14 protein-coding genes and 6 pseudogenes are annotated in these 22,862 nt (G+C 66.1%); 11 read left to right on the forward strand and 9 right to left on the reverse strand.

Going from position 1 to position 22,862, the window contains the following annotated elements:
• Positions 1 to 28: 28 nt before the first annotated feature.
• On the forward strand, positions 29 to 1,804 hold the full coding sequence (locus AC0IX7_RS03435; protein WP_471810558.1) for an SLC13 family permease: 1,776 nt from the start codon (positions 29 to 31) through the stop codon (positions 1,802 to 1,804).
• A gap of 164 nt (positions 1,805 to 1,968) precedes the next feature.
• Here the strand turns inward: AC0IX7_RS03435 and AC0IX7_RS03440 are convergent.
• Positions 1,969 to 3,430 (reverse strand): annotated as a pseudogene (locus AC0IX7_RS03440) (aldehyde dehydrogenase family protein).
• 114 nt (positions 3,431 to 3,544) lie between these two features.
• Here AC0IX7_RS03440 and AC0IX7_RS03445 point away from each other — a divergent pair.
• From AC0IX7_RS03445 to AC0IX7_RS03460, 4 genes and pseudogenes are all read left to right on the forward strand, one after another.
• Positions 3,545 to 4,512: pseudogene (locus AC0IX7_RS03445) on the forward strand (quinone oxidoreductase family protein).
• 274 nt (positions 4,513 to 4,786) lie between these two features.
• On the forward strand, positions 4,787 to 5,305 hold the full coding sequence (locus tag AC0IX7_RS03450) for a response regulator (protein ID WP_471810560.1): 519 nt from the start codon (positions 4,787 to 4,789) through the stop codon (positions 5,303 to 5,305).
• Positions 5,299 to 5,466 carry a winged helix-turn-helix domain-containing protein gene (locus tag AC0IX7_RS03455; protein WP_471810562.1) on the forward strand — a complete coding sequence of 56 codons (168 nt, stop codon included), beginning with the start codon at positions 5,299 to 5,301 and terminating at the stop codon, positions 5,464 to 5,466. Before AC0IX7_RS03450 ends, AC0IX7_RS03455 begins: the two co-directional genes overlap by 7 nt.
• Positions 5,466 to 6,785 carry a HAMP domain-containing sensor histidine kinase gene (locus tag AC0IX7_RS03460; protein ID WP_471810563.1) on the forward strand — a complete coding sequence of 440 codons (1,320 nt, stop codon included), beginning with the start codon at positions 5,466 to 5,468 and terminating at the stop codon, positions 6,783 to 6,785. Before AC0IX7_RS03455 ends, AC0IX7_RS03460 begins: the two co-directional genes overlap by 1 nt.
• 58 nt (positions 6,786 to 6,843) lie before the next feature.
• Here AC0IX7_RS03460 and AC0IX7_RS03465 read toward each other — a convergent pair.
• Positions 6,844 to 9,377: pseudogene (locus AC0IX7_RS03465) on the reverse strand (TonB-dependent receptor).
• A 262-nt stretch (positions 9,378 to 9,639) separates the two neighbouring features.
• Here AC0IX7_RS03465 and AC0IX7_RS03470 point away from each other — a divergent pair.
• The 3 genes from AC0IX7_RS03470 to AC0IX7_RS03480 are packed head-to-tail and all read left to right on the forward strand — an operon-like array spanning position 9,640 to position 13,720.
• Complete coding sequence (locus AC0IX7_RS03470; protein WP_471810564.1) at positions 9,640 to 12,390, forward strand: TonB-dependent receptor; 2,751 nt, start codon at positions 9,640 to 9,642, stop codon at positions 12,388 to 12,390.
• A complete protein-coding gene (locus tag AC0IX7_RS03475) occupies positions 12,351 to 12,707 on the forward strand; it encodes a hypothetical protein (RefSeq protein ID WP_471810565.1) in 357 nt (118 codons plus the stop codon). The genes AC0IX7_RS03470 and AC0IX7_RS03475 overlap by 40 nt, the downstream gene beginning before the upstream one ends.
• Entirely contained in the window at positions 12,707 to 13,720 is a 1,014-nt protein-coding gene (locus tag AC0IX7_RS03480; RefSeq protein ID WP_471810566.1) for a phytase, read from the forward strand. Before AC0IX7_RS03475 ends, AC0IX7_RS03480 begins: the two co-directional genes overlap by 1 nt.
• A gap of 14 nt (positions 13,721 to 13,734) precedes the next feature.
• Here the strand turns inward: AC0IX7_RS03480 and AC0IX7_RS03485 are convergent.
• The 7 genes and pseudogenes from AC0IX7_RS03485 to aroQ all read right to left on the reverse strand — a co-directional run bounded on the left by AC0IX7_RS03485 (position 13,735) and on the right by aroQ (position 20,510).
• Positions 13,735 to 15,069, reverse strand: a pseudogene (locus AC0IX7_RS03485) (ABC1 kinase family protein).
• 607 nt (positions 15,070 to 15,676) lie between these two features.
• Positions 15,677 to 17,090: pseudogene (gene glnA, locus AC0IX7_RS03490) on the reverse strand (type I glutamate--ammonia ligase).
• Positions 17,091 to 17,233: 143 nt separating this feature from the next.
• Positions 17,234 to 17,572: a P-II family nitrogen regulator gene (locus tag AC0IX7_RS03495; RefSeq protein ID WP_055875939.1), complete on the reverse strand. Its 339-nt coding sequence runs from the start codon at positions 17,570 to 17,572 to the stop codon at positions 17,234 to 17,236.
• 183 nt (positions 17,573 to 17,755) lie between these two features.
• Positions 17,756 to 18,091 carry an arsenate reductase family protein gene (locus tag AC0IX7_RS03500; protein WP_471810567.1) on the reverse strand — a complete coding sequence of 112 codons (336 nt, stop codon included), beginning with the start codon at positions 18,089 to 18,091 and terminating at the stop codon, positions 17,756 to 17,758.
• Between the two features lie 78 nt (positions 18,092 to 18,169).
• Positions 18,170 to 19,573, reverse strand: a pseudogene (gene accC, locus AC0IX7_RS03505) (acetyl-CoA carboxylase biotin carboxylase subunit).
• A complete protein-coding gene (gene accB, locus AC0IX7_RS03510) occupies positions 19,573 to 20,061 on the reverse strand; it encodes an acetyl-CoA carboxylase biotin carboxyl carrier protein (protein ID WP_471810568.1) in 489 nt (162 codons plus the stop codon). Before accB ends, accC begins: the two are co-directional and overlap by 1 nt.
• Positions 20,062 to 20,075: 14 nt before the next feature.
• Complete coding sequence (gene aroQ, locus AC0IX7_RS03515) at positions 20,076 to 20,510, reverse strand: type II 3-dehydroquinate dehydratase (protein WP_471810569.1); 435 nt, start codon at positions 20,508 to 20,510, stop codon at positions 20,076 to 20,078.
• 135 nt (positions 20,511 to 20,645) lie between these two features.
• Between aroQ and thiS the strand changes: the two genes are divergently transcribed.
• The 3 genes from thiS (at position 20,646) to AC0IX7_RS03530 (ending at position 22,856) form a co-directional block, all read left to right on the forward strand.
• Positions 20,646 to 21,638: a sulfur carrier protein ThiS gene (gene thiS, locus AC0IX7_RS03520; RefSeq protein ID WP_471810570.1), complete on the forward strand. Its 993-nt coding sequence runs from the start codon at positions 20,646 to 20,648 to the stop codon at positions 21,636 to 21,638.
• 112 nt (positions 21,639 to 21,750) lie between these two features.
• Positions 21,751 to 21,933, forward strand: coding sequence for a CsbD family protein (locus AC0IX7_RS03525; RefSeq protein ID WP_056050734.1), 183 nt, complete (start codon positions 21,751 to 21,753; stop codon positions 21,931 to 21,933).
• Between the two features lie 260 nt (positions 21,934 to 22,193).
• Positions 22,194 to 22,856, forward strand: coding sequence for an HAD-IA family hydrolase (locus AC0IX7_RS03530; RefSeq protein WP_471810571.1), 663 nt, complete (start codon positions 22,194 to 22,196; stop codon positions 22,854 to 22,856).
• Positions 22,857 to 22,862 lie beyond the last annotated feature (6 nt).

Below are 22,862 nucleotides of genomic sequence, written 5' to 3' on the forward strand. Positions count from 1 at the left end.
TTATCATGGGTCCACATGCGGAGACCCGATGACCGTTCCCCAATATCTCTCGATCGCCACGCTGATCGGCATGATGGCGCTCTTCATCTGGGGCAGGTTCCGCTACGACGTCACCGCGATCCTGGCGTTGCTTGCCAGCATCGCGCTCGGCATCGTCAGCCCGAAGGAGGCGTTCAAGGGCTTCTCGGACGACATCGTCATCATCGTCGGCTCGGCGCTGGTGATCTCGGCGGCGGTGCAGCGCTCGGGCATCATCGAACGCGCGCTCGCCAAATTCGCCAAGCGGGTGACGCGGGTCCGCTCGCAACTGCTACTGCTGACCGCGTCGGTCGGGTTCGCCTCCGCGCTGGTCAAGAACATCGGCGCGCTGGCGATGCTGATGCCCGCCGCGTTCCAGATGGCGAAGAAGAACAATACGTCGCCCTCGGTCTTCCTGATGCCGATGGCGTCCGCCTCTTTGCTCGGCGGGCTCATCACGCTGGTCGGCACGTCGCCCAACATCATCGTCAGCCGCGTCCGCGAACAGATGACCGGGCACCCGTTCGGGATGTTCGACTACGCGCCAGTCGAGCTCGGGCTGACGCTGATGGGGCTGGTCTATCTGCGGTTCGCGTACCGGCTGCTGCCGCGCGATCGGCGGGCGGCACCGACGATGGGCGAGGCGCTCGACATCAAGGGCTACTGTGACCGAGGCGATGATCCCGGAGGGGTCTCCGCGGTCGACGATACGGTCGACGCGTTCCTCGACCGTCACGACCACGAGGTGACGATCACCCGCATCCTCCGCGCCGGCATGCGCAGCGCGCCGCACGACCACACGCATCTGCGCGCCGGCGACACGCTGATCCTCGGCGGCGATCCCGATGCGCTCGAACGCGTGATCGCGCGCGACCGGCTGAAGCTGGAGGGCGAGGACCGCGAGAAGGCCGACGAGGACGACGACGACGAGGTCGGCGTGATCGAGGCGGTCATCGGGCTCGGCTCGGCGCTGGTCGGCAAGACCGCGGCGCGGCTTGCATTGCAGGCGCGCTACGGCGTCAACCTGATCGCGATCTCGCGGCAGGGCGAGCATCTCTCCCGTCGTCTCGCCAACACCGAACTCCGCGCTGGCGACGTGCTCGTTTTGCAAGGACCCCTCGAGCAGCTGCCGAGCAAGCTGCGCGATCTCGGCTGCCTTCCGTTGGCGCAGCGCGAGATGCGGCTCGGCGTATCGAAGCGGAGCTGGCTGCCGATCGCCATCCTCGCGGTGGCGATGAGCGCGACCGCATTGGGGTTCGTGCCGGTGGCGGTCGCGTTCTTCGCCGCGGCCGGCTTAATCATGGCGACCGGCGTGCTGCCGGTGCGCGAGGCGTACGACCATGTCGAATGGCCGATCCTGATCATGCTCGGCGCGCTGATCCCGGTCAGCGATTCGCTGCGCACCACGGGCGCGTCGGAGGTGATCGCGACCTGGCTGTCGTCGACCGCGGCGACCTTGCCACCCTGGGGCGCGGTCGCGCTGATCCTGGCGGCGGCGATGGCGGTGACGCCGTTCCTCAACAATGCCGCGACCGTGCTGGTGATGGCGCCGATCGCCGCGACGTTCGCGGGCGATCTCGGGTTTCGGCCCGAGGCGTTCCTGATGGCGACCGCGGTCGGGGCAGGGTGCGATTTCCTCACCCCGATCGGCCACCAGTGCAACACGCTGGTGATGGGGCCGGGCAGGTACAGGTTCAGCGACTACGCGCGGCTCGGCGCACCGCTGTCGCTGCTGGTGCTGCTGATAGGCACCCCGCTGATCGTAGCGGTCTGGCCGATGCATTGAGGCTACCTGGATCCTCCCCGCCAGGGGAGGTGGCTAACCCTTGCCAGTCGGAGGGGAGGAAAGGGTAACTATTGTTGCGAGTTCCGCCCCCTCCGTCGCCTACGGCGCCACCTCCCCCTGGCGGGGAGGATCAGAAGAAGACCCGCGTCCCTCCGAGAAAGGGTTTACGCGCCAGCTTCAGCCGGCTTTCCCTCGCGAACGTCACCCGGCAGGCCGGTGATCGTCTTCACCTCCATGAAGTCCGTCAGCCCATAACGCCCGTTCTCGCGCCCATTCCCCGACTGCTTGTAGCCACCGAACGGCGCGCCGATGTCCGGGCTCCACGAGTTGATCGTCACCAGCCCCGCGCGCAACCTGGGCGCGACCTTCGCCGCCGCCGCCGGATCGCCCGAGATCGTCGCCGACAGCCCGTATTCGGTCGCGTTGGCGATGCGGATACCCTCGTCCTGATCGGCATACGCGGTAATCGTCGCGACCGGCCCGAACGTCTCCTCCTGCGCGATCCGCATGTCCGGCCGCACGTCGGTGAACAGCGTCGGCTGGATATAATAGCCGGCGTTGCGCCCGTCCGGCCGACCCACGCCGCCCGTCACCAAGGTCGCACCCTCGTCGATCGCGGACTGGATCAGCCCCTGGATCTTGTCGAACTGCGCCTTGTTGACGACCGGGCCGATATGCTGGCCCATTTCGGCGGGATCGCCGACCTTGGTCTGCTCCATCATCGACTTCACGATCGCGGTCGCTTCGGCGACCTGGCTCGCATGCACCAGCAGCCGCGTCGGCGCGATACAGCTCTGGCCCGAATTGGCGAGCACCCCCGCGACCGTCGGCGGCAATAGCGCTGGCGAGATCCGAACCCTCCAGCACGAGGTTCGCCGCCTTGCCGCCAAGCTCCTGATGCACGCGCTTCACCGTCGGCGCCGCCGCCAGCGCGACCGCGATGCCGGCGCGCGTCGAGCCGGTGAAGCTCACCATGTCGACGTCGCGATGCGCGCACAGCGCCGCGCCGACGCCCGGCCCGTCGCCGTTGACCAGGTTGAACACCCCCGCCGGCACGCCCGCCGCATCCATGATCTCGGCCAGGATCACCGCGCACGATGGCGCTTCCTCGGAGGGTTTCAGGATCATCGTGTCGCCTGCCGCGAGCGCCGGGGCGACCTTCGCGCAGATCTGGTTCAGCGGCCAGTTCCACGGTGTGATCATCGCGACGACGCCGAGCGGCTCGTGCACGACGGTCGCCTTGCCGATGACCTCGGAAAACTCGAACGCCGCCAGCGCCTTCGCGGTGGCCGAGAAATGCGCGAGCCCGGTGGGCGCCTGCGCCATCGAGGCGAGCGCCATCGGCGCGCCCATCTCCTGCGACATCGCCTTGGCCAGATCGGGCATCCGCGCCTTGTATTCGGTCATGATCCGACCCAGCACGTCGAGCCGCTCCTGCACGCTCGTCTGGCTCCAGCTCTCGAACGCCGACCGTGCCGCGGCGACCGCCTTGTCGACATCGGCGGCGGTGCCGAGCATGATCTCGGTACACGGTTGCTCGGTCGACGGGTCGATCACCTGATAGACGGTGCCGCCCTCGCTCTCGACCCACGCGCCATCGATATACTGCTTCAAATAGCTTTTCATCGTGCCTCTCCGCATCTTGTCTCGCCAAGGAATGGGCTCGGCGGAGATCGGTTGCAACCCGAAACGCATGCCGTAGGGTAACCCGGAAATTCATCAGGAGGCCGGCATGGCGAAGTGGCATTCTTCGAACAGACCGGCGGCCCGGAAGTCATCCAGTGGCGCGACGTGACGCTGCCGCCGCCCGCCAAGGGCGAGGTCTGGATGCGCAACACCGCGGTCGGGCTGAACTATATCGACACCTATCACCGCAGCGGCGTGTACCCGGTCGACCTGCCCTCGAGGCCTCGGCAGCGAGGCGGCGGGCGTCGTCATGGCAGTCGGCGAGGGCGTGACCGACTTCGCACCCGGCGACCGCGTCGGCACCTTCGGCCCCTCGCGCGGCGCCTATGCGACCGAACGCAACGTGCCCGCGAGCCAGCTCTTCAAACTCCCCGACACGCTCGACGACCGCACCGCGGCGGCGATGCTGCTCAGAGCACCACCGCCGAGTTCCTCGTCGAACGCTGCGCCAAGGTCCAGCCAGGTCAGACCGTCCTCGTCCACGCGGCGGCGGGCGGCGTCGGCCACATCCTTGTGGGCTGGTTGAAGGCGATCGGCGCCACCGTCATCGCCAGCGTCGGCAGCGAGGACAAGGCCGCACGCACCCGCAAAGCCGGCGCCGACCACGTCATCCTCCACAAGTCCGAGGACATCGCGGCCCGAGTCCGCGAGATCACCGATGGCAAGGGCGTGCCGGTGGTGCTCGACGGCGTCGGCGGCGCGACCTGGAACGCCTCGCTCGACAGCGCGGCCAAGCGTGGCCTGATCGTGAGCTACGGCAATGCCGGCGGGGTGGTCGACGGCGTCAACCTCGGCATCCTCGCGCGGAAAGGGTCGCTGTTCGTGACCCGCCCGACGCTGTTCGATTACTACGTCACGCCCGAGGAAAGCAGGCCGGTATCGCCCGCCTGTTCGCGATGCTCGACCGCGGCGCGATCACCCCCGAGATCGGCCAGACCTTCGCCCTCGAAGACGCCGCCGACGCGCACCGCGCGGTCGAAAGCGGCGAGACTTCTGGCAGCACGCTGCTGCTGCTGCCGTGATCCCCGAGTCAGCGAAGGAAGGTTGATTCATGCGGAGGCGCGGAGACGCGGAGGGTCACGTACGGGACCAATGGTCCCCTTCATCATCGACGTTGGGGTATTGGACGGGACGGGCGTACCGATCGAGACACCTCCGCGTCTCCGCGCCTCCGCGCGAACCCATTCTTCTATCCTCTTCGCGCCTTCGCGCCTTCGCGCCTTCGCGTGAATCCATGCTGAGGCTACGGCCTCCGCGCGTTAAGATGGCGCAAGCGCTTCCCCGAGTGAGACGACGATGAGCCTGAACCTGTTGCTGGTCGAGGACGATGCGGTGTTCGCGCAGGCGATGGCGGAGGAACTGCGCGGGCTCGATCACCGCGTCACGATCGCGGTCGACGGGCGCGAGGCGCTGGCCGCGGTCGACAGCGCGCCGTTCGATGCGGTGGTGCTCGATCGGATGCTGCCAAGGATCGACGGCATGACGGTGCTCGAACGGCTGCGCGGCAGCAACATGACCCTACCAGTGATCATGCTCACCGCCCTCGGCCGCTCGGTCGAGAAGGTCGAGGACTCGAGGCGGGCGCGGACGATTACGTCGTCAAGCCGGTCGCCGCCGCCGAACTCAGCGCGCGCCTTGCCGCCGTCGTACGCGGACGCGGCTGGACCGGGGGCAGTGCCGACACGATCCGCGCGGGCGACATCGTCGTCAGCCCTACGAAGTTCCGCGCGTGGCGCGACGGCATCGCGCTCGACCTCGGCAAGCTCGAGTTCAAGCTGCTCGCCGAGTTCGTCGCCAATGCCGATGCGGTGCTGACGCGCGCGATGCTGGTCGAGCGCGTCTGGGGGTATGACTTCGCACCGACCACCAACATCGTCGACGTCTATGTCCGCCACCTCCGCGTGAAACTCACCGCGGCCGGGGGCGAGGATCCGATCGTGACGATGCGCGGCGTCGGTTACATGTTGCGCGGCTGATGCGGTTCCGGTCGCTGCGCGCGCTGACGCTGGCGTTCCTGCTGGCGTTCCTGCTGGCGACGATCGGCACCGGTTTCGCGATCCACGGAATCACGCTGCAGACGATTGAGCGGCTGGTCGACCGCCGTATCCTCGTCGTTAGCGACGCCATCGCAGGCGCGCCGGGCGATCGCCGACCGGCCGACGTCTTCCGCCGCATCGACGCGGCGATGCGCGAGCGCGATACCGGTGATATCGGCCTGCTGCTGGTCGACGCAAACGGAAATCGGCTCGGCGGCAACATCGCTTTGTCGCGCCGCCTGCCGCTCGGCTTCTCGACGATCGCCCGTGACGATCGGATCGCCGGGCTGTCCGCAGGCCGCGCGCTGGTCCGCGACGTCGGCGGCGGCATGACGCTGACGACGGTCGCCGAGACCGAGCCGTTTGACGACTACAACGCCGCGCGCACGCGAATTTACCTGATCGGGTTCGGCTCGATCGTGCTGATCGTGGTCGGCGGCATGGTCTTCTTCGTCGTCACGATCGGCCGGCGGATCGGCGAAACCCGGCGCACGGTCGAGGCGATCATCGACGGCGATATGACGCGACGCGTGCCGATCCACCCCTCGGGCGGCGAGTTCGCGCATCAGGCGATGGCGTTCAACCGGATGCTCGATCGCATCGCCGAACTGATGGCGAGCATCAGCAACGTCTCCAACGACATCGCGCACGATCTGCGCACGCCGCTCGCCCGGCTGCGGAGCCAACTCGCCCTGGCGCTGCGCCGGGCCGAGACCGAGGCGCAGCGCGACGATCTGGAGGCTGCGATCGCAATGAGCGACGAGTTGCTCGCGATGTTCGCGGCGATGCTGCGGATCGCCGAGATCGAGGGTGGCGATCGTCGCGCCGCGTTCGCGCCGTTCGATCTCGCCGACCTGGTTCGGGAGGTAGGCGACATGATGCAGCCGGTTGCGGCCGATAGCGGCCGGCAACTCGACATCGCCGTGGATGCACCGACCAGGATAATCGGCGATCGCCAGTTGCTGGGCCAGGCGATGGTCAACCTGATCGAGAACGCGATCCGCCATACGCCGGCCGGCACGCGGATCGAGATCGGCGTCGTCTCGACCGATGCCGCGACAATGCTGACGGTGACCGACGATGGCCCAGGCATCCCAGTCGACCAGCGCAAACTGGCGCTTCGCCGGTTCGGGCGTCTGGACATCAGCCGTCACGAGGTCGGGCACGGCCTGGGCCTCGCGCTGATCGATGCGATCGTCCGCCTGCACCGCGGCACGTTGTCGCTCGAGGACGCCAATCCGGGTTACGCGTGGTGCTGAGCTTGCCACGCGGCTGAGCAAACAACTAATCCTCCCCTTGCGGGGGAGGATCGCGCGGTCAGAACTTGACCGACGCCTCTATGCCGTAGGTCCGCGGCGCGTTGAAATTGCCATAGTCGCCCAGCACGTTGCTGATGCTGCCCGACGTGGTGCTCGTCGTCGGTGAGCCCGGCAGGCTGTTCGACGGATCGCGGCGGAACACATATTGCTTGTCGAACAGGTTGCGGACCCAGGCGGAGATCGTCACCGCGTTGCTGCCGCCGACCCGGATGTTGGCCAGCGCAAGACGTGCGTTGGCGAGGAACGCCGCGTCGTTCTTGGTCGCATATTGGTCGAAGGTCTGCGTGGCTTGCGAATAGTTGCCGTCGAGGTGGAATTTCAGGTCCATGTCGCCGATCGGCATCGTATAGTCGATCGCGCCGTTGGCCGCATTGCGCGGCGTGAAGACGATGTAGAAGTTCTGGTACACGCCGGTCGACTCGATCAGCACCGGCGGGATCTTGGTGTAGGTATAGGCATAGCCCGCGGTCAGCGTCAGGCCGGTGACCGGCTGCACCGTCAGGTCGGCCTCGATCCCGCGGATCTTGGTGATGCCGGGCGCATTGATCGTCACCAGGTTGTTGAAGCTGCCCGTCGAGGTGGTCTGGATCGAACTGATGTCGACCTGGCTGTTCTTGCGATCCATGATGTAGCCGGCCAGGTTTAGGCGGGCGCGGTGATCCCAGAAATCGGTCTTCGCGCCGATCTCGTACGACTTCACGTCCTCGGGATTGAACGTCTGGTAGTTCGATGTGCGCGAGCTGGCACCGCCGGCGCGATAGCCGGTCGCGTACTTGGCGTACAGGTGGAGCAGATCGCTGGCGTCATAGGCCAGCGTCGCCATCGGATTGAACCGGTTCCAGCTCGCGTCGAGCGGCTTGTAGCCCGCCGCCGTCAGCTGCGCTGTGGTCGCCGTGTCGTAGTTCAAATTGCGCGAATAATGCAGCACGCCCTTCTTGTCGTCGTGCGTGTAGCGGCCACCTGCGGTCAGGTGGATCCGATCGGTCGCGTTCCAGGTGACCTGGCCATAGCCGGCATAGCTCTTCGACCAGACTTCGGACGCCCGGTCGATCGAGCGGCAACCCTCCTGCGAGCCGAATCCGCCCGAGCCGGTGCAGGGATCGAGCACGGTGATCGTCGACAGCGTGGAATCGAACGCCAGTGAGTTCGGCGTTGCCGCGTCGTCGCTGACGTGCTCGTTGAAGTAATACAGCCCGGCGACATAGTCGAACTGGCCGACCGTGCCGACCGCCTGGAATTCCTGACTGAATTGGTTCTGGTGCAGGTCGGCGAGGCTGTAGCGGCTGAAGTTGCACGCGGTTCCGGTGCAGCCGGCCGCGACGACGGGCACGCGGTGATAGCCGCCGCTATTGTCATACTGGGTCGCATTCACGCCGCGCCACGCGGTGATCGAGCGGAGTTCGATCTCGGGTGCGACGTCCCAACGGATGTTCGAGGTGAAGCCGTGCGTCTTGTCGACGCTCGGCTGCTGCGGCACGCCGATGTCGGCGACCTTCGCGCGGCTGGTGCCGTTGACCACGACCCGGCTCGGCAGCGGCTTCACGCTGCCGGTGAGCGTCGTGTAGTTGGTGCCGGGCAGGGCACAGGCGGGCGATGCAGACTGCGCACCCGCCTTGCACCCGTTCGGGTTCACGTTGAGCAACTGGCTGTAGAACGGGCTGTTCGAGTCGTAGCCGTTATCGTAGCTGAAATCGGCGGTCATGCCCGAGATCGGGTGGACCCGCGCGGTCGCCTTGAAGCCGCGGCGATGATAATAGTTGAAGCCGGTCTGGCCCTCGAGCGGGTTCTTGGTGGTCGCATCCTTGATGCTGGATGACGCCGTCGAGCTTCAGCGAAACGCCGTAGGTTTCGGGCAGGTCGAGATGCAGCGCGCCGTTATAGCTGCCGTAGTTCGCGATGCCGCCGGTCGCGCTGCCGCCCCATTTGCCGGTCAGGCCCTTGGTGACGATGCTCAGCGCGCCGCCCTCGGTGTTGCGACCGAACAGCGTGCCCTGCGGGCCTTTGAGGACTTCGATCCGGTCGACATCGAACAGCGCGGCGTTCAAGCCGTGCTGGCGCCCGAGGTACACGCCGTCGATATAGACGCCGACCTCCCTGCTCGCGCGCGGGCTGGTTCGCATCGAGCGGGACGATGCCGCGGATACCGATCGTCAGCGCGGACTGGCGTGCCTCGAAGGTGGCAACGCGCAACGACGGCACCGCGCCATCGGCGAGATCGTACAGGCTCTGCACATGGCGATCGGTCAGCGCCTGGCTGCTGAGCACGCTGATCGCGATCGGCGTCTTCTGGAGATTGGTCTCGCGCTTGGTCGCGGTCACGACGATCTCGCCGAGACCCGTCTGGTCGGCGGGGGCGGCCGCAGCGGGATCGGTGGGCGTGGGATCGGTAGCGGCAGTCGGTGCCGGGTCTTTGGCGGCAGTCGGCGTGACGGCAGTCGGCGTGGCGGCGGCGGCGAAGGCGGGCGACGCGATCGCGACCGTCAGGGCGGCGCCGGCCAGCAGCCGCAAGCGCAGGCTTGCTGAATTCAACATCGAGGGGTTCCCTTTTTCGGCAGTGTTTGCCTTGGGGGCGCGATAAGCGGCGGTCGTGGCACGTCCGTTACGAATATAAGAATCGCGTGTCCGGCGTTTTTAACGTTGGTTTAATGTGGGATGTTCGGCGCGATTACGGGATCGGGTTGCTGCCGACGCGGCTGTCACGGCGTTGTCACGCTGACGTAACGGCGCTGCCATGCGCGACCGCTACCGCGCCTCCCAAGCCGGCTGAAGAAGTCGGGACCATCCGGGGAATACCATGAAATCGAACCTGTCGAACCGCGTCCGCGGTCGCGTCCTCGCGCATGCGCTGCTCGCCGGCTGCGCGCTGAGCCCGCTGACCATTGCGAGCGCCCATGCGCGTCCCGACGCAGCGACACCGGTCGGTGCACCGCGCGCGCCCGGCGCGATCACCGGCACCGTGTCGCAGGCGGGCAGCGGCGAGTATCTCGATGGCGCATCTGTCTCGATCCCCGCACTCGACCTGTCGACCGTGGTCGACCGCACGGGACGGTTCTCGCTGGTCGGCGTTCCCGCCGGCACGCACGAGCTCGTGATCCGCTATGTCGGCTTTCCCGATGCCCGCCGAACCGTGACGGTTGCAGACTCCCAGGTCACGCTCGACGTCGCGATGACCACCGAAGTCGGCGCAGGCGCAGGCGAGGGGCCGAGATCGTCGTCTCCGGCTCGCGCCCGATCGCGGAATCCGAAGCCGCAGCACTCCAGATCCAGCGTACCAGCCCCTCGCTCGTCTCGGTCATCGCCTCGGATCTCGATCGGTCGACTGCCCGATCAGAACGTCGCGCAGGCGGTCAGCCGCCTCCCCGGTGTCGGCGTCCAGCGCGACCAGGGCCAGGCGCGCTACATCACGCTGCGTGGAGCGCCGATCAACTGGACCACGCTGTCGATCGACGGCATCAACGTCGTCAGCCCCGAAGGCCGCGATGCCCGCTTCGACTCCATCCCCTCGGCGATCGCCTCGCAGATCATCGTGCGGAAAGCCGTCACCCCGGACATGACAGGCGAGACGATCGCCGGCAATGTCGACATCATCACGCGATCCGCGTTCGATTATCCGGGCATGAAGGTGCAGGCCAAGGGCGGCCTGGGCCATGTCGAACTCGGCAAAAAGACCGAATATGAGGGCTCGCTCGTCGTGTCCGACCGGATCGACACCGGGATCGGCGAGTTCGGCATCGTCTCGTCCGCCAGCCTGTACCGCCGCGGCATGGTCACCGACAATTTCGAAACCGATTTCGAGGCGGTCAAGGAAGACAAGCGCCCCGGCTACCAGACACGCAACTGGGCGCGCGAGACCGAGAACAAGCTGTATCGCCTGACGCGGAAGAACTACTCGCTCTCGACCCGGCTCGACTGGCGCCCGGCATCCGGCCACAAGCTGTTCGCGGAGACGATCTACTCGGCGTTCCAGGACGATGAGCAGCGTAACAACTACATCTTCGATCTCGACGACCAGCAGTCGCGGGCGCCGACCGGCAGCGCTGCCTGCAACGTCAACGCACGGCCCGCGTCGGGCACCACCGGCTATGCCGACATCTGCACCGGCAACACGCCCTTGCTCGGCACCGTCTACGGCGTCGATCTCAACGCGAACTTCACGGTGCGCAAATACAAGCAGTCGGTGTTCACCAACACGGTCGGCGGCGATCACGAACTGGGCGAGTGGAAGGTCGCATGGCGCGGCAACTTCACCCGCTCGATCGACGACCGGACGCAGCCGGCGCAGCTGAACTACGAAAGCCCCAGCTTCACGAACGCCACCAACCGGCTGACCGTGGGTTATGACCTGACCGACCCGCAGCTTGCCAAGGTCCAGCTGTTCCGCACGATCCGCAACGCCGACGGGACGTTCTCGCGCGGTGCACATGTGACCGCGATCGAGGATTTTCCGACGTCGCTGACCCGCCTCCGCTCGCTGAAGGCGCAGGACGTGACCGAGGCCTACACCGCCAAGCTCGACATCAGCCGCGAGGCGTCGCTGTTCGGGGCGCAGACGGTGTTCACCGCCGGCGTCCGCTATGACGACCGCACCAAGACCGCCAACGAGGATCTGCTCGACATCAACAGCGCGGCACAGTTCGCCGCCGCGGGGATCTCCACCAACTATTCCGCGATCGCCAAGCCCGGCGGGTTCCAGGGCGAGATCCCGCTCGGCTACACCTTCCAGTATTTCGACCGCGACAAGGTGCTCGGGCTCGTCGATCAGGCCAAGAGCGTCGCCAGCTACCAGCCGGTCGACGCCAATTTCTACGAGGTCGGCGAACGGGTCTATTCGGCCTATGCGATGGCCACCACGACGACCAACTGGGGCAGCATCGTCGGTGGTGCCCGCGTCGAGCATATCCGCAACGACGCGCGCGCCTTCTCGATCGACGCGGCGACCAGCGTGGCGACGCCGGTCGAGGCGAAGTCCAATCAGACGCTCGTCTACCCGAGCCTCCACCTCAACTGGGACGTCAACGACCGGATGAAGGCGCGGCTGTCGTTCAACACCGGCGCCGCACGGCCCGATTACGATCAACTGCGTCCGAACCTGACGTACAACGACGCGAACCTGACGGTATCCGGCGGCAACCCCGACGCGAAGCCCGAAAAGGCCAAGGGCGTCGACGCCTATGTCGAATATTACACGATGCCGCGCGGCTTCCTGTCGATCGGTGCCTATTACAAGGACGTCACCAACGTTCTGTTCGACTCGGTGCAGACCTTCGGCAGCACGATCCTCAACAGCGGCAATACCGATCGTTCGCAATATCAGTTCTCGACCGTCCTGAACGGCGGCAAGGGCTATATCATGGGCATCGAGGGCGCGATCCAGCAGCAGCTCGACCGTTCACCGCCGATCTCGGCCTGCCGGACTGGATGGGCGGCTTCGGCATCCAGCTCAACGCGACGATCAACAAGAGCCGCGCGGATACGCCCGGCACGGGCGATATCCCGTCGCGGAAGGTGCCGCTGCCCGGTGCATCGGACGCGATCTACAATCTGATCGGCTATTACGAGAAATACGGATTCTCGGCCCGCGTCTCGTATCAGAACCGCTCGGCATGGCTCGACGCGATCGGGTCGGTGGCGAAGGTCGGCGACACCGTCCGTGGCGTCGACGGCGGCGATTTCTACTGGGCCAAGGACAATGAACTGGACGCATCGGTCCGCTACGCGATCAACGGCAATGTCGAGATCTATGCCGATTTCGCCAATCTCCTGAACGGCCCCGGTCGTCGCTATGTCGGCACGTCGGCCTACACGATCGAGCATGAGACGTTCGGTCGGCGTTACACCGGCGGCGTTCGGGTGACGTTCTGATGCGCGCGTATTCCCTCGCCGCCGCGCTGTTGCTGGCGGGATGCTCGACGACCTCGGTCCCGGTGGGGGGCGAGGCACCGATGGTCGCTGCGGCCGCGGAGACCGATCCGGTCGACACCGCCGCCGATGCCGCGGACGATCCCGCGATCTGGCGCAACGCCGCCGATCCATCGAAGAGCCTCGTCATCGGCACCGACAAGAAGGCCGGCATCCACGTCTACAGCCTGACGGGCAAGCGACTGAGCTTCACGCCGGCCGCACGGTTGAACAACGTCGATCTTCGCGATCTCGGCGGACGGGTGATTGCCGCTGCCAGCGACCGCGCCGAAGCGGCGACCGCACATGTCTCGCTGTTCACGCTCGACACGGCGGCGGCAAAGCTCGTGCCGCTCGGTCGCTTCCCGGTCGGTGCGGGCGAGGCCTACGGCATGTGCCTCTGGACCCGTGCCAGCGACAAGGCGTTGTTCGGCTTCGTCGTGCTCAAGGACGGCCGCATCGACCAAGTCGCGATCGACCTGTCCGGGACGACGCCAAAGGTCACGACGGTCCGCTCGATGAAGCTCGGCACCCAGTCGGAAGGCTGCGTCGTCGACGATCGCACCGGTCAGCTTTATGTCGCGGAAGAGGATGTCGGGCTCTGGCGCTTCGATGCCGACCCATCCGCACCGGTGACCGCAACGCCGATCGCCAAGGTCGACGGCAAGACGCTGGTCGCCGACGCCGAAGGCCTCGCGCTCGCGCCCTTCGGCAAGAGCGGCGGCTATCTCGTCGTGTCGAGCCAGGGCGACAACGCCTACACGCTCTATCGCCTGCCGGACGTCACCTATGCCGGCCGCTTCCGGATCGGCAGCGGCCCGATCGACGGCATCAGCGACACCGACGGCATCGACCTGATGCTCGGCGATTTCGGCCCGGCCTACCCGCGCGGCCTGCTGGTAGCGCAGGACGGCGACAACGCCCCGCCACGCAGAACTTCAAATATGTCAGCTGGGCCGGCGTGCAGCGGGCGCTGAAGTTGCGCTGAACCTCACGATGGCGCGCCGTCGCAATAGGCTGCGACCATCGCACGGACGTCGACCTGCGCCTTCAACCGCGCGGCGAGCAGCGCGGTGCCGCTGATCTTGCGCTGGACGAACAGCGTATCGATCGGCGGCAGGTGCCACGTATCGCGGTCGCGCGCGATCTCGGTGCCCTGTTCGCGCAGCACGCCGACGAACGCGCGGTCGCCGAAGTCGAACGGGCCGGGCTTGGCGAGTTCTGCGAGGATCACGTCGATCATCCGGTCGACCAGCGCGCGGTGCTGGAGGACGGCCGCTTCGCCGAGAAAACCGGCGGCTATAGCGGCTTCGCGGACTGCATCACGATCGCCCGCCAGCGCCGCGGTGAGCAGTCGGCGATAGCCTTCGCCGGTTTCGGCGGAGGGAGCGGGCGGCACCGAAATCGAGCAGGACCAGCTTCTCGGTTTCGGGCTGCCAGCGATAATTGGCGAAGTTCGGATCGGTCTGCATCAGCCGCCAATCGAACAGTTCACGCAGCACGAGCGAGATCAGGTCGTGCATGACGCGGTCACGCACGACCTGCGGCGCGGTCTCCACGTCTCGACCGGAACGCCGGTAACGAAGCTCATCGCGAGGACGCGCGGCGTGGTGAGATCGGAATGGAGCGTGGGGACGACGAACTGTGGCTGGTCGGCGAGCAGATCGCCGTAGCGCGCGAGCATCTGCGCCTCGCGAAGGTAATCGGCTTCCTCGTGGAGCTGCTTCTTCGCCTCGTCCAGCAACGGCGCGATGTCGAGCGACTTGGGCAGCATCCCCGACACGCGGAGCAGCGTCGCGACGTTGTCGACATCCGCGTCGATGCTCTCCTTCACGCCGGGATACTGGACCTTGATCGCCAGCTCGGTGCCGTCGGGCAGGCGGGCACGGTGAACCTGGCCGATCGAAGCGGCAGCGACCGGGTGTGCCTGGAAATGCGCGAAGCGGCGACGCCAGTCCTTGCCCCATTCGGCGGCGAGCACGCTGTCGAGCTGCTGCGGCGGCATGTGGTGCGCGTTGTTGCGAAGCCGTGCGAGAATAGTCGCAAGCTCGGGCGGGAGCATGTCGCCCGCGTCCATCGAGATCATCTGGCCGAGCTTCATCGCTGCGCCACGGAGGTGGGAGAGCTGGTCGGCGACTCGCGTGGCGTTGGCGGGGGTAGGGAGAAGATCGCCGATCTTGGGACGTTCGCCGCTGGCAAGCCGACGCGCGCCCTCGGCGACGACGCCGCTCGCGACCCCGCCCGCGAGTTTGCCGAAGACGCCGAGGCGAGCGAGACGGCCGCTCGGGATCGCGCGTCCGGCGCTGTTACCGCTGTCTTCGGTCACGGATGTTCCTTGGGTTTTTGGGGAAGTCTCTCTGGAGGGATATGGGTGGCGAGAGCGGTCGATCAATCCGAGCCCAGCGAGCGAAGTTAACCGAAGCTACCCCTTCTTGTTCTCCCGCGAAGGCGGGAGCCCAGTCTGGTTCCCCGCCTTCGGGAGGAAACAAGCTTGGCGCGGACGCAATTGAGCCCATACCTTTTCATCATTCCCAACCCCCATTCCCAGCCCCATCGTCATCCCCGCGCAGGCGGGGATCCATATTCTCGACCGCTCGCGCGTCTATCGCGCGGTCAGCCAGTATGGGTTCCCGCCTCCGCGGGAATGACAGGAACGGACCCGCCTGCAACGTGATCCTCCCTGCAAGGGGAGGTGGCAGCCGCTTGGCTGACGGAGGGGTATCCGCCCTATCGAGAACGGAGATACCCCTCCGTCTGGCTACGCCAGCCACCTCCCCTTGCAGGGGAGGATCTACGAAAAAGGGCGCCCGGATTGCCCCGGGCGCCCTCTTCTCATTCAGCGACGTGGCAAAGCCACGCCGTCGGTCGTCGCTACACGACGCCGGCCGACAGCGGATATCCGCTGCGCGGATCGGCGCGAGCGTGGTCGCGCCTTATCCGCTGTAGTACATGTCATATTCAACCGGGCTAGGCGTCATCTCCCAGCGCGCAACCTCGGCGTACTTGATCTCGACATAGCTCTCGATCTGGTCCTTCGAGAACACGTCGCCCTTCAGCAGGAAGTCGTGATCCGCGAGCAGGCATTCGAGCGCCTCGCGGAGCAGAACCCGCGACGGTCGGGACCTGGGCGAGCTCTGCCGGCGGCAGGTCGTACAGGTTCTTGTCCATCGCTTCGCCCGGATGGATCTTGTTGAGGATGCCGTCCATGCCAGCCATCATCAGCGCCGCATAGGCGAGATACGGGTTGGCCAGCGCGTCCGGGAAGCGCACTTCGACGCGCTTCGCCTTGGGGCCGGTGCCGTACGGAATGCGGCACGATGCCGACCGGTTGCGTGCCGAGTATGCGAGCAGCACCGGCGCTTCGTAGCCGGGGACGAGGCGCTTGTAGCTGTTGGTCGACGGGTTGGTGAACGCGTTCACAGCCTTGGCGTGCTTGATGATGCCGCCGATGAAATACAGGCACATGTCGCTGAGGCCCGCATAGCCGTTGCCGGCGAATAGCGGCGTCTTGCCGTCCCAGATCGAGAAATGCGTGTGCATACCCGAACCGTTGTCCTCCTTGATCGGCTTCGGCATGAACGTCGCCGTCTTGCCATAGGCATGCGCGACCTGGTGGACGACATACTTGTAGATCTGCATGCGATCCGCGGTCTGCGTCAGCGTGCCGAAGGTCAGGCCCAGCTCATGCTGCGCGGCCGCGACCTCGTGGTGATGCTTGTCGCAGGGAAGGCCCATCTCGATCATCGTCGAGACCATCTCGCCGCGGATGTCGACAGCCGAGTCGACCGGCGCGACCGGGAAATAGCCGCCCTTGGCGCGCGGACGGTGGCCGAGGTTGCCGCCCTCATATTCGCGACCCGAATTGCCCGGCAGCTCGATGTCGTCGATCTTGTAGTAGCTGGTCGAATAGCTGTTCTCGAAGCGGACGTCGTCGAACATGAAGAATTCGGCTTCGGGGCCGACATACACGGTGTCGCCGACGCCGGTGGTCAGCAGATACGCCTCGGCGCGCTTGGCGGTCGAGCGGGGATCGCGCGCGTACAACTCGCCGGTCGACGGGTCGCTGATGTCGCAGATCAGGATCATCATCGGCGTCGCCGAGAACGGATCGACATAGACCGCGTCGAGATCGGGCTTGAGCGTCATGTCGCTCTCGTTGATCGCCTTCCAGCCCTCGATCGACGAACCGTCGAACATCAGGCCGTCGGTCAGCTCGTCTTCGCCGATCAGGCTGGCGACCATCGTCAGATGCTGCCACTTGCCCTTGGGATCGGTGAACCGCAGATCGACCCACTCGATCTCCTGGTCCTTGATCATCTTGAGAACGTCGGAGGCCGAATTCGCCATGATGCTTGCCCTTCGTTTTTGAGACTTCCGCCGCGCCATGCGGGAATCTAATTGCGGTATGGATTAAGAATTCCACACAATGTTGCGCTGCGTCAAATGACGATGTCGTCACTAGCCGTCAACGCCGTATGTATGGTTGAAACCTAGATTGCGTCGTCGTCGCGCTCGCCGGTGCGGATGCGAAGCGCACTCTCGACCGGGATGACGAAGATCTTGCCGTCGCCGATCCGGCCGGTCTGGGCCGCCGCGGCGATCGCCTCGACGACGCGCTGCGCGAGCCCGTCCTCGACGACGACCTCGAGCTTCACCTTCGGCAGGAAGTCGACGACATATTCCGCGCCGCGGTACAGCTCGGTATGGCCCTTCTGCCGGCCGAAGCCCTTGGCCTCGGTCACAGTGATGCCGCTCACGCCGATCTCGTGCAGCGCTTCCTTCACCTCATCCAGCTTGAACGGCTTGATGATGGCTTCGATCTTTTTCACAGGTACGCCCCCGATTGTCGTTGAAACCCTCGCCCTCGCGAGCGAGCCGTCCGCCCTGAAGGGCGCCTTGCACCAAGCGTGCCAGCCGCAGCGCCCTCGGGCAACCGCGTAATGTGGGTGATTTCACTGCCCGAAATTGCGGCACCTGGGCGGTGCGTGCGCAATGCGAGGGCAGGGAGCCGATCACAGGATCTCGTTCAGCCGTGCGATCGGGCGGCCTAGCCGGACGCCCTTGTCGGTCTCGACCAGCGGGCGCTCGATCAGCAGCGGATCGATCATCATCGCGTCGAGGATCGCCTCGGCGTCGCCGTGCTTGACCGCCTTGGCGCCGTCCTCGGCCATGCGAAGGCCTTGCCGCGGCGTCATGCCGGCGCGGTCGTAAAGGCGGACGAGTTCGGTGCGGGAAAGCGGAGTCTTGAGGTATTCGACGATCGTGACGTCCGCCCCGGCCTCCTGCAGCAGGGCAAGCGCCTCGCGGGACTTGGAGCAACGCGGGTTGTGGTAGATCGTCGCCTTCACGAATGCTCCGTCAGAACTCCCCTCCCTGGAAGGGGAGGGGTAGGGGTAGGTCGGTTTCGAGGGAACGTCCGGCCAGCCCTAAGCCGACCCACCCCGGCCCCTCCCTTCCAGGGAGGGGGACGTCAGACGGTTAAGCCCCTGCTTGGCCAACCACTCTTCCAGCCACTTGATCGTGTACGCGCCCTCCTGGAACTCGGGATCGTCGAGCAGCGCACGGTGCAGCGGGATCGTCGTCGTAACCCCTCGATCACCATCTCCTCCAACGCACGCCGCAACCGCCGCAGCGCACCCTGGCGCGTCGTGCCATAGACGATCAGCTTGGCGATCATCGAGTCATAGTAAGGCGGTACGCGGTACCCCGCATACAGCCCGCTATCGACGCGCACATGCATCCCACCCGGTGCGTGATACACCTTCACCAGCCCCGGCGACGGCGCGAACGTGCGCGGGTCCTCGGCATTGATGCGGCATTCGATCGCATGGCCGCGGAACTGGACATCTTCCTGGCGGAGCGTCAGCGGATGACCTTCGGCCACGCGGATCTGCTCGCGAACCAGATCCAACCCGGTGATCATCTCGGTCACCGGATGCTCGACCTGGAGCCGGGTGTTCATCTCGATGAAGTAGAATTCGCCGGCTTCCCAGCAGGAACTCGATCGTCCCCGCGCCGCGATAGCCCATGTCGGCCATCGCTTTGGCGACGATCCCGCCCATCCGCTCGCGCTCTTCCGCGGTGATGATCGGCGAGGGCGCTTCCTCGAGCACCTTCTGGTGGCGGCGCTGCAGCGAGCAGTCGCGCTCGCCCAAGTGGATCGCGTTGCCGTTGCCGTCGCCGAAGATCTGAAGTTCGATATGCCGCGGATTGCCGAGGTATTTTTCCATGTAGACGGTGGCGTCGCCGAACGCGGCCTTCGCCTCGCTGCCGGCCTGCTGCATCTGCGTCTCGAGATCGTCGGCGTCGTTGACGACCTTCATCCCGCGACCACCGCCGCCGCTCGCGGCTTTGATGATCACCGGATAGCCGATCGACTCGGCGATTGCCTTGGCCTCGGCGATGTCGCTGATCGCGCCGTCCGAGCCGGGGACGAGCGGAAGCCCGAGCGCGCCCGCGGTGCGCTTGGCCTCGACCTTGTCGCCCATGGTGCGAATATGCTCGGGCTTGGGGCCGACGAACAGGATGTTGTGCAGCTCGACGATCTCGGCGAACTGCGCGTTCTCGCTGAGGAAGCCGTAGCCCGGATGGATCGCGTCCGCACCCGAGATCTCAGCAGCCGAGATGATGTTCGGGATGTTCAGATAGCTGTCGGTCGCCGACGGCGGTCCGATGCAGATCGCCTCGTCGGCGAGCCGCACATGCATCGCGTCGGCGTCGGCGGTCGAGTGGACGGCCACCGTCTTGATGCCCATCTCATGGCAGGCGCGGTGGATCCGCAGCGCGATCTCGCCGCGATCTGCAATCAGCAGCTTCTTGATTTGCGGCATTATTCGACCACTACGAGGGGCTGGTCGAACTCGACCGGCTGGCCGTTCTCGACCAGGATCGCGGTCACGGTACCGGCCGATGGCGCGACGATCGTGTTCATCACCTTCATCGCCTCGATGATCAGCAGCGTGTCGCCAGCCGCGACCTTCTGGCCGACCGTCGAGAACGGCTTCGCCTCGGGGTTGGCGGCGAGATAGACGGTGCCGACCATCGGCGACTTGACCGCGCTCGCGCTGGTCGCGGGGGCGGACGCGCCGACCTCGGCCTGCGGGATCGACAGCGGTGGCGAGACGGGGGCCGGGGCGGGCGCCGGCGCATAATGCGCGACGGGTGCAGCCTGCGCGGCCTTGCGCGCGACTCGGATGCGACGCGAGCCGTCCTCGACTTCGATCTCGGTCAGCTGCGTGGTGTCGAGCAGTTCGGCGAGCTGGCGCACCAGGGTCACGTCGACCTGCATTGCGCCTGTGTTTTCGGTTGTATCGTTCATGGCGGGGCCTCCTGTCAGAACCGTGCGACGGCTTCAAGCGCGAGCAGATACGAAAGCGCGCCGAAACCCGCGATCGTGCCCTTCGCCGCCTGCCCGACCAGGCTCACATGCCTGAACGATTCACGCGTGTGGGGGTTGGAAAGATGCACCTCGATCACCGGCGTCTTCACGCCCTTGATCGCGTCGTGCACCGCGACCGAGGTATGCGTGAACGCACCCGCGTTGAGGATCACGGCCTTGGCACCACGCGCTTGCGCCTCCTGGATCCAGTCGACGAGGTGCCCCTCGTGATTCGACTGGCGCATGTCGATTGCCAGGTCGAGTTCGCGGGCGCGGTCTTCCAGCATCCCGGCGATATCGTCGAGCGTCTCGTCGCCATAGATCTCCGGCTCGCGCGTTCCCAGCAGGTTGAGGTTGGGGCCGTTCAGGACGAAAACGGTATCTGGCAAGAGCGATGGCCTTTCGGTTGCGGATCGGTTGCGGGGCCGGCGAAGCGATCCCTATATGCGCGTCACGCCATTCCTTACAGGCACCGCTCGCGACAAGTCGAGCCGTGCCTTCGCAGTATAGTGGATCACACACCCATGCCCCATTCCGATGGCACCGTCTCGATCACCGTCAACGGCGAGCACAAGCGCGTCACCGCGGGGCTGAGCCTCGCCGAACTCGCGACCGAACTGGGGCTCTTGCCCGAGAAGATCGCGGTCGAGCGCAACATGGAGGTCGTGCCGCGCTCGACGCTGGCGGACGTGATGGTCGAGGACGGCGACGATCTGGAGATCGTGCATTTCGTCGGTGGTGGCGATCATGAGGACAGCTGGACCGTCGCGGGCAAGACGTTCAAGTCCCGGCTGATCGTCGGCACCGGCAAGTACAAGGACTTCGCGCAGAACGCCGCCGCGGTCGAGGCGTCGGGTGCCGAGATCGTCACGGTCGCCGTCCGTCGCGTCAACGTGTCGGATCGCAACGCACCGATGCTGACCGACTTCATCGACCCCAAGAAGATCACCTACCTGCCCAACACCGCCGGCTGCTTCGATGCCGAATCGGCGATTCGCACGCTGCGACTGGCGCGGGAAGCTGGCGGCTGGGAGCTGGTGAAGCTCGAAGTGCTCGGCGAGGCGAAGACACTGTATCCGGACATGGTCGAGACATTGCGCGCGACCGAGATCCTGGCGAACGAAGGCTTCAAGCCGATGGTCTATTGTGTCGACGATCCGATCGCCACCAAGCGCCTCGAGAACGCCGGCGCGGTCGCGATCATGCCGCTGGGTGCGCCGATCGGTTCGGGGCTTGGTATCCAGAACCGCGTGACGATCCGGCTAATCGTCGAGGGGGCAGGGGTGCCTGTGCTGGTCGATGCCGGCGTCGGCACCGCGTCGGATGCGGCGGTGGCGATGGAACTCGGCTGCGACGGCGTGCTGATGAACACCGCGATCGCGGAGGCCAAGGACCCGCTAATGATGGCTGCGGCGATGAAGGCGGCGGTCAGATCGGGGCGGCTCGCCTATCGCGCCGGGCGGATGGGGCAGCGCCGCTATGCCGACCCGTCGAGTCCGCTGGCGGGGTTGATCTGATTCGGCGGGTGATGACGCAAACGTCACGGAACCCACGGTAAAGACGGCCGTTATACCTTGGCAAGTTCAAGCGGCCCGGTTGGCGGGTCCGCAAAAGCAAGTGGAGGCTCTGATGGGCGAGTTCACCGATAAGGTCGCAGCAGCCGGCAACAAGGTTGCAGGTAACGTCAAGGAAGCCGTCGGCAAGGCAACCGACAACGAGAAGCTGGTAGCCGAAGGCGAGGCGCAGCAGGCCAAGGGCACTGCGCAGAACGTCAAGGGCAGCGTCAAGGGCGCACTCGGCGACGACATCTAAGCTTTGGTTTGATGAGAGAATATAGGCCGCTTCGGGAAACCGGAGCGGCCTTTTCTGCGTGGTGGGTTTTTGCTGCCGTCACTGCCAGAACTGCCACCACCCCGGCGAAGGCCGGGGCCCAATTGGAACGTCCTGAGTAACGAAATGAACCGCTCCGTTAGCTGCGTCCCCCAATTGGGCCCCGGCCTTCGCCGGGGTGGTGACGGGCGCCGAACCAAATCGCCTTGCCCAACCCTACAACCTCCCTCACGAGCCCCCGCATGACTCTCCCTACCCGCACCTACGCCGCGTTCCTGTTCGACATGGACGGCACGATCCTCACCTCGATCGCCTCCGCCGAGCGAACCTGGACCAAATGGGCGATCGCGCACGGCCTCGATGCCGCGACGTTTGTGCCGACGATCCACGGCGTGCAATCGGTCGAGACCGTCCGCCGCCTGAACCTTCCCGGCGTCGACCCGGTAGCCGAAGCCGCAGCGATCACCGCGGCCGAGATGGAAGACGTCGACGACATCGAACCGATCGCCGGCGCCGCCGCGTTCCTGGCCAGCCTGCCCCCCGAACGCTGGACGATCGTCACCTCGGCCCCGCGCGCGCTGGCTGAGGTCCGCCTCAAGGCCGCCGGACTGCCGATCCCCGCCACCATGATCGCCGCCGACGACATCCCCAACGGCAAACCCGCACCGGATTGCTTCCTCGTCGCTGCCGAACGTCTCGGCGTCGCGGCCAGGGATTGCCTCGTGTTCGAAGACGCCGCCGCCGGAATCACCGCAGGCGGGGCGGCGGGAGCAGACGTGCTGGTCATCACCGCCACCCACGGCGCGGCCCATGATCTCGCCGCGCGACATGTACGGATCGTCGACTATCGTGACCTAACGGTCGTGACGCAACCCAACGGCGGATTGGTCCTCGCGCTCCGCTGAGCAAGT

Source organism: Sphingomonas sp. AC411, from assembly GCF_979253035.1.